This window comes from Deltaproteobacteria bacterium, from assembly GCA_003696105.1.
GTDB lineage: Bacteria > Myxococcota_A > Polyangia > Haliangiales > J016 > J016.
Genome location: RFGE01000153.1, coordinates 47,199 through 54,234 on the forward strand (window position 1 = coordinate 47,199; position 7,036 = coordinate 54,234).

Here is a 7,036-nt window from a genome sequence, read left to right on the forward strand (position 1 = left end):
CGCCGAGCCGCCGACCGGGCCGTGACACGGCGCACCGCGCCCGCGGGTCACAGCCCCAGCTGTCTGGCGATGATGAGCTTCATGATCTCGTTGGTCCCCGCGTAGATCCGCTGCACGCGCGCGTCCACGTAGGCGCGCGACACCGGATACTCGAGCATGTAGCCGTAGCCGCCGAACAGCTGCAGGCACTCGTCGATCACTCGCTGGGCCATCTCCGTGTGCCACAGCTTCGCCATCGAACACTCCTTGACCAGGTACGCGCCCGCCGCATGCTGCTCGATCAGCTTGTCGAGAAACGCCCGGCCGACCTCGACCTGGGTCGCACACTCCGCGAGCTTGAACTGCGTGTTCTGGAACTTCGAGATCGGCCGGCCGAACGCATGGCGCTGCCGCGTGTAGTCGATCGTGTCGGCCAGGACCTTTTCGGCCGCGGCCTGCGAGCCGATCGCGACGACCAACCGTTCCTGCTGCAAGTTCTGCATGAGCTGGCCGAAACCGTCGCCCTCCTCGCCGAGCCGGTTCGCCGCCGGAACCCGACAGTCCTCGAACGCCAGCTCCGCGGTGTCCTGGGCGGCGAGTCCGATCTTGGCCAGCTTCTTGCCCTTGACGAACCCGGGCCGGTCGGCCTCGACGACGAACAGAGACAATCCGCGGTGCTTGTCGTCGGCGTCCGGATTGGTGCGCGCCACGACGATGCACAGGTCGCACAAGATGCCGTTGGAGATGAACGTCTTGCTTCCGTTGAGCACGTAGTGGTCGCCGTCGCGGACCGCGGTCGTCCGTATGTTCGCGAGATCCGATCCGGTTCCCGGTTCGGTCATGGCGATCGCCGTGACGAATTCGCCGCGGGCGCAGCCGGGCAACCAGCGGCGCTTCTGCTCCTCCGAACCGAACTTGTAGATGTAGGGGACGACCACGTCGGAGTGAAGCGCGAGCGCGAACCCCGAGTCGTACGCGTATGCCATCTCCTCCATCACGACCACGGCGTGCAGGAAGTCGCCGCCCGGCCCGCCGTACTCCTCCTCGAGCCACGTGCACAGGAATCCGCCCTCGCCCGCCTTGCGCCACGCATCGCGATCGACCATCCCATCGCGCATCCAGCGCGCCTGGTTGGGGACGACTTCGCGGTCGACGAACGTGCGGAACGCCTCGCGAAACAGCTCGTGTTCCTCGGAAAACAGCGTGCGCTTCATCGCGCGGAGTATACGGGGTCGGTCGACCGCTCGGCCGCCGCTGTCGCCCGGGACGCGGCGCGCGCCCCACGCGCGCGGGCACGGCCCGGCCGTCGATTTTCTTACCGCGCGCATCAGAAAACTGATGCCTCCGCCGCGGTGAACGCGGCCCCCGCGGCCCCGCCGACCGGCCGCACCAGCCGCGTCGCCCTCTCATCTACGCACGTTACGGCGCCCCTTCGCCCGGCCGGGTCCCGGCACAGCGGCTGGTCCGCGTCTTGCTCTATCGCAGGGCATGACGCGGTCACTGGCTTTGCTTTCCCTGCTCTCCTGGTCCCTGTTCGGCGCCGGCTGCGGCTTCTATTTCGGCGACGACGACGACGACTGTAACTACGGCCTCGACGACCCCTCGCCCGGCGCGTCCCCGGACATGCTGCGCAACCCGGAGACCGGGCAGTGCGAATACTTCGGCGGGGGCTACCCCTGCGACGATCGCTGCGGCCCCTGTCCCGAACCGGCGGGCGCGGAAGCGGACCCGATCGCATACCCGAGTTGGGCGATCTGCGACGGCTACTGCGAGACGCTCGACGAGGTGAGCTGCTGGGCGGCCGACGGCTGCCGCGCGGCGTATGTCGATGTGCCCGACGGCCCGGCGTTCTACCAGTGCTGGGGCACCGACCAGACCGGCCCGATTCGCGGCGGCGACTGCACCGGACTCGACGCCTACACGTGCTCGCTGCACGACGACTGCATCGCGGTTCACGCGGCAGACCCGTGCGGCGCGGAGGCCGACGAGGCCGTGCCCGAGCCGTGCGGCGGCGGCATCGGCTGGTTCGAGTACTGCGCCCCCGAGCCGACCGGCTGCTACGGCGACGGCGATTGCGAACCGGGCCAGCGGTGCAACGCGGACGAGCTGTGCTTGCCGCCGCCGGGCTGTGGGCCCGCGTGCGACGCGGTGTGTTTCGGCTACTGCGTGCCCGACCGAGAACCCGACCCCGGCCGCTGCGACGGCGAGGTGCTGTGCGACGTGCCGACGCCCGACTGCCCCGCGGGCACCACGCCCGGCATCCTCGACGGGTGTTACACCGGCTACTGCATTCCGATCGAGGATTGCGAGGGCGGCCGGACGTGTGGCGGCTTCGGTGGCGAGACCTGTCCGGCGGACCAGTACTGCGACTACGACGCGGGGTGCGGGTTCGATGACGGCACCGGCACCTGCAAGCCGCGGCCGGCCGGCTGCCCGGACGTGGAGGCGCCGGTGTGCGGCTGCGACGGAACGACCTATGCGAACCCGTGCGAAGCCGCGTCGGCCGGCGTCGACTGGCTGCACATGGGTCCGTGCGAGCAGCCGCCGCCGGCGTGCGGCGACCTCACCGACGAGATGGCGTGCGTCGCGCGCGACGACTGCGTCCCGCTGTACGAAGGGATCGACTGCCGGTGCGACGCCACCGGTTGCTGGTGCAACGAGTGGCGGTTCGTCGCGTGTAGCTGACGACGAGCCACGAGCATGGCGAGCGGGTCGCGCGGCGCGCGGCCCGCCGCGCGTTTCGGCCCGCCGGCGCCGCCTCGCGCCCGCGGCTCGCTCGAACGGCACGCGGTCCCGCGCCCCGCGCCCGTGGCCGCCCGCCGTCTCGCGGTGGCCCCGTCGCCCTGTGCGCTCGGCCCCCACTGCCCCGCTCCCCGCTCCCGGCAGCGAGGACGTCCCAGGACGGCCGCGCGCCCTCCGTCCGCCGCGGTCCCCGCTCACCTCCCCGACGCCCGGCAAAAACGCCGCATCCGCCGCCCGCGCGCGAGCAACTCCGCTATGCTGCCGGCCGACACGGCCTCCGGGCGACTCGTCTCGCTCGCGCCGGTGGCCAGCGTGTCGCCACACGGCCCGCCCGGGCCCCGGACTCGGAGGACAACCTATCATGCGCATTCTGATCGCTCTCGTTTCCCTCGCCGCCGCGTTGGCGACGACCGCCTGCAACAAGAGCGGCGGCGGCGGCGGCGCGCCCGACTGCGCCAAGACCGTCGATCACATGCTCGGCCTGATGCCCCCTGACATGAAGCAGATGGTCGGCGACAACAAGGAAAAGCTCGTCACCGCGTGCAAGGAGCAGTCGACGCCCGAGGAGCGCACGTGCATCGTCGCCGCGAAGTCGATGCAGGACATGATGGCCTGCAACAAGCAGCCCGCGGGGGCGGCGGCGGCCGGCGGCGCGCCTCCCGCCGCCAAACCAACGGGCGACCAGGCGGGCGCGGCTGCGGCGGGCGGCGGCGACCAGGCCGCCCAACCGGCCGGCGAAAAGGCGGGCGCGGCGGCCGGCGAGCCCGCGGCCGGCGAGGCCGACCAGGCCGGCGGCGACCAGCCCACCGGCGACCAGCCCGCCGCCGGCCAGGGCGACCAGCCCGCCGACAAGCAGTAGCCGGCCCATCCGGCCACCGGACGGCGGCGTCCGCGCCCGCGGCGGACGCCGCGCGTTTGCCGTCCTGCGCGCCGCCGCCGCCGCGCGTGTAGAATGCGCCGCATGCGCATCCTCATCGCCGACAAGTTCGAGCCCGTCGGGATCGAGGCGCTCGCCGACCTCGGCTTCGACGTGACGTCGGAGCCGACCCTCACGGCGGACGCGTTGCCCGCGGCGCTGGCCGACCGCGATCCGGACGTGCTGGTCGTTCGGTCGACCAAAGTGTCCGCCGACGCGATCGCAGCCGGCCGCCGCCTGAAGTTGATCGTGCGCGCCGGCGCCGGCTACGACACGATCGACGTGGGCGCGGCCTCCCGCGAGGGCGTGTTCGTCGCCAACTGTCCGGGCAAAAACGCGATCGCGGTCGCCGAGCTCACGTGGGCGCTCATCCTGGCGTGCGACCGCCGCGTGCCCGACCAGACCGCCGACCTGCGCGCCGGCAGGTGGAACAAGAAGGAGTACAGCAAGGCGCGCGGCCTGTATGGGCGCACCCTCGGCATCCTCGGCCTCGGCACCATCGCCCGGCACGTCGTGGACCGCGCGCGCGCCTTCGGCATGCCGGTGATCGCCTGGTCGCGCAGCCTCGACGACGCCACGGCCGAGCAGCTCGGCGTCCGGCGAGCGGCGACGCCGCTGGACGTCGCGCGCGCCGCCGACATCGTGTCGGTCCACGTGGCGTCCACTCCCGAAACGCGCCACTTGATCGACGACGCGTTCATCGACGCGATGAAGCCGGGGGCTTACCTCATCAACACGTCGCGCGGCGCGGTGGTCGACGAGGCGGCGCTCGCACGCGGCGTGCAGGAAAAGGGGCTGCGCGCCGGACTCGACGTGTACGCCGGCGAGCCGGGCGCCGCGACCGCGGAGTTTCATCCGGCGATCGTCGACCTGCCCGGCGTCTACGGCACCCACCACGTCGGCGCGTCCACGGACCAGGCGCAGCAGGCGATCGCGATGGAGGCGGTGCGCATCGTCCGCGCGTTCCGCGACACCGGCCAGGTGCCGAACTGCGTCAATCGCGCGCGGCGCAGCTCGGCGACCTGGTCGCTCACGGTCCGTCACCGCAACCGCCCCGGCGTCCTCGCCGCCGTGTTCGACGTCCTGTCGGAGGCGCGCATCAACGTCGAGGAGATGCAGAACATCGTGTACGACGGCGCGGAGGCCGCCTGCGCGATCATCCAGCTCGACAGCGCGCCGACCGACGCTCACCTGGCGGCCATCCGCGACCGCTGCGACGCCATCTTGAGCCTGGACCTGTCCCCGCTGTCGGCCGCCTGATCCGCAAACCGAACCCCATTTCCGGAGACCGCCCATGTCCGATCGCATCTACAACTTTTCCGCCGGCCCGGCCGTGCTGCCCGAATCCGTACTCCGCAGCGCGCAAGACGCCATCTGGAACCTGAACGGCTCCGGCATCGGCGTGCTGGAACACAGCCACCGCGGCGCCGAGTTCTCGGAGGTGCTGCAGCGCACCGAGGCTCGCTGCCGCCGCCTCGCGCAGATCCCCGACGACTACGCGGTCCTGTTTCTACAGGGCGGCGCGTCGCTGCAGTTCTGCATGGTCGCGCTGAACCTGCTGCCCGAGGGCGGCACCGCCGACTACATCAACACGGGCGCGTGGTCGAAAAAGGCGATCGCCGAGGCCAACAAACGCGGCGCGGTCCACGTCGCCGCGTCGAGCGAGGACGAGCAGTTCACCTACATCCCATCGGCCGATGCGATCCGCTACAGCGACGCGCCGGCGTACGTCCACTTCACCAGCAACAACACCATCTTCGGCACGCAGTGGGCGACCGAGCCGACCCCGCCGGACGGCGTCCCGCTGGTGTGTGACGCGTCCAGCGACATCTTCTGCCGGCCGATCGACGTGCGACGGTACGGGCTGATCTACGCGGGCGCCCAGAAGAACCTCGGCCCGGCGGGGGTCACGCTCGTCATCGTACGCAAGGATCTGGCCGAGCGCGCCCCCGAATCGCTGCCGACCTACTTGCAGTATCGCACGCACATCAAGGGCGGCAGCTGCTTCAACACGCCGCCGACGTTCGCGATCTACGTGGTCGGTGAAGTCCTCGGCTGGCTCGAGGACGCCGGCGGACTCGACGCGATCGCGGAGCGAAACCGGCAGAAAGCGGCCATGCTCTACGAGGTGCTCGACGACACGGAGTTCTTCCGCGGCACCGCGCGCCCGGATAGTCGCTCGCTGATGAACGTCACGTTCCGCGGACCGTCGGAGGAACTCGAGCAGCGGTTCGTCGCCGAGGCGCGCGCCGCGGGGCTGGCGGGGCTCAAGGGGCACCGCTCGGTCGGCGGCATGCGCGCGAGCATCTACAACGCCATGCCGGTCGAGGGCGTCGCCCGGCTCGCCGAGTTCATGCGCGACTTCGCGCGGCGAAACTGACGCGCGCGCCGGCCGCGCTCGCGTCACAGGCGGATCACGTACAGGATGTCGGCGGCGCCGGCCTCCTCGTCGCCCCAAAACGCCTCGACGACCACGTTGCGCCGCAACCGCCACTCGATCGTGACCTCGTTGAGGTTGGCGCTCGGGTCCGACCCGTCGCGGGTGCGGTAGCCGACGAGCACGCGCCCGCCGAACAGGAACTTGCCGACCTCCCAGCCGTCTGGATGGCGCCGGATCACGTCGATCGGCAACCGCAGCGTGTCGCGCACCGTGCCCGCGAGCACGCCGCCGACCGCGTTGGCGGCGCGCTGCTCGGGAGGCAGCGTCGAATTGTTGGCCTCGTCGGGGTCCTGGCCGAGGATGATCGACAGGATCTGGACGTCGTCGTATTCGGGGACGTCCGACGCGAACCGAACGCGCGGGTCGCTCAGCCGGTCGGACACGAAGATGCTCACGACGGCCGCCGGAAACGCGCGGCGGAGTTCGATGTCCAGATCCGGATCGATCGGCGTCGGTCCGGCGAACCGCGCCTCGGCGCGCGCGATGTCGTACTCGCGCTCGAACAACACGACGGTGCCGTCGACCACCCACACCCGGCCGGCGAGCCAGTCGAGCCCGTCTCCGATGCGCGCGGTGAGGTCGGCGCGAACCCTTGCGTCAGCTTCGGGGCTGGCGACGCGCACCGGCTCCGCCGTCGCGATCGCGAGTTCGATGCGCGTCGGTCCCGCGTCCTCCTCCTGCTCGGGCCGGTCACCGAGCCGGTCGACGTAGACGACATCCTCCAGCGGGCCGGTGTCGTGTAGCTCGCGCCCGGTGTCGGCGAGCCGCACGCGGCCGCCGTGGACCGTGACCGTGGCGCCGACGCGATCGCCGCGCCACGCGCCGGCCAGCGTCGCGGTCGCGTCGACCGTCGCGATGTACGGGCCGGCGACGACCGGGAACCGCTCGGCGACGGCGCGCCCGGCAAACGTCCAGCCGGCGCGGCGCACCGCGCCGTCGATCGCAAGCACCCCGTCGCC

General features: G+C 71.6%; 6 protein-coding genes. 4 read left to right on the forward strand and 2 right to left on the reverse strand.

Annotation, left to right across the window (positions count from 1 at the left end; translation table 11 throughout):
* Positions 1-47 precede the first annotated feature (47 nt).
* Positions 48-1,193 (reverse strand): acyl-CoA dehydrogenase, encoded by a 1,146-nt coding sequence (locus D6689_10480; GenBank protein RMH41709.1) that lies wholly within the window; start codon positions 1,191-1,193, stop codon positions 48-50.
* 274 nt (positions 1,194-1,467) lie between these two features.
* Here D6689_10480 and D6689_10485 point away from each other — a divergent pair, with 274 nt between their 5' ends.
* The 4 genes from D6689_10485 to serC all read left to right on the forward strand — a co-directional run bounded on the left by D6689_10485 (position 1,468) and on the right by serC (position 6,017).
* Complete coding sequence (locus tag D6689_10485; protein ID RMH41710.1) at positions 1,468-2,664, forward strand: hypothetical protein; 1,197 nt, start codon at positions 1,468-1,470, stop codon at positions 2,662-2,664.
* 418 nt (positions 2,665-3,082) lie between these two features.
* On the forward strand, positions 3,083-3,580 hold the full coding sequence (locus D6689_10490) for a hypothetical protein (protein ID RMH41711.1): 498 nt from the start codon (positions 3,083-3,085) through the stop codon (positions 3,578-3,580).
* Between the two features lie 102 nt (positions 3,581-3,682).
* On the forward strand, positions 3,683-4,897 hold the full coding sequence (locus D6689_10495) for a hydroxyacid dehydrogenase (protein ID RMH41712.1): 1,215 nt from the start codon (positions 3,683-3,685) through the stop codon (positions 4,895-4,897).
* A 34-nt stretch (positions 4,898-4,931) separates the two neighbouring features.
* A complete protein-coding gene (gene serC / locus D6689_10500) occupies positions 4,932-6,017 on the forward strand; it encodes a 3-phosphoserine/phosphohydroxythreonine transaminase (GenBank protein RMH41713.1) in 1,086 nt (361 codons plus the stop codon).
* A 23-nt stretch (positions 6,018-6,040) separates the two neighbouring features.
* On the opposite strand, the gene D6689_10505 is transcribed toward serC, so the two are convergent.
* Entirely contained in the window at positions 6,041-7,027 is a 987-nt protein-coding gene (locus tag D6689_10505; GenBank protein RMH41714.1) for a hypothetical protein, read from the reverse strand.
* Between the last annotated feature and the right edge of the window lie 9 nt (positions 7,028-7,036).

What these genes read in the sequence shown, in the direction of transcription:
- D6689_10485 (RMH41710.1), top strand. Translation starts at nt 1,468, where the DNA reads ATGACGCGGTCACTGGCTTTGCTTTCCCTGCTCTCCTGGTCCCTGTTC.
- D6689_10480 (RMH41709.1), bottom strand. Translation starts at nt 1,193, where the DNA reads ATGAAGCGCACGCTGTTTTCCGAGGAACACGAGCTGTTTCGCGAGGCG.
- D6689_10495 (RMH41712.1), top strand. Translation starts at nt 3,683, where the DNA reads ATGCGCATCCTCATCGCCGACAAGTTCGAGCCCGTCGGGATCGAGGCG.
- D6689_10490 (RMH41711.1), top strand. Translation starts at nt 3,083, where the DNA reads ATGCGCATTCTGATCGCTCTCGTTTCCCTCGCCGCCGCGTTGGCGACG.
- serC (RMH41713.1), top strand. Translation starts at nt 4,932, where the DNA reads ATGTCCGATCGCATCTACAACTTTTCCGCCGGCCCGGCCGTGCTGCCC.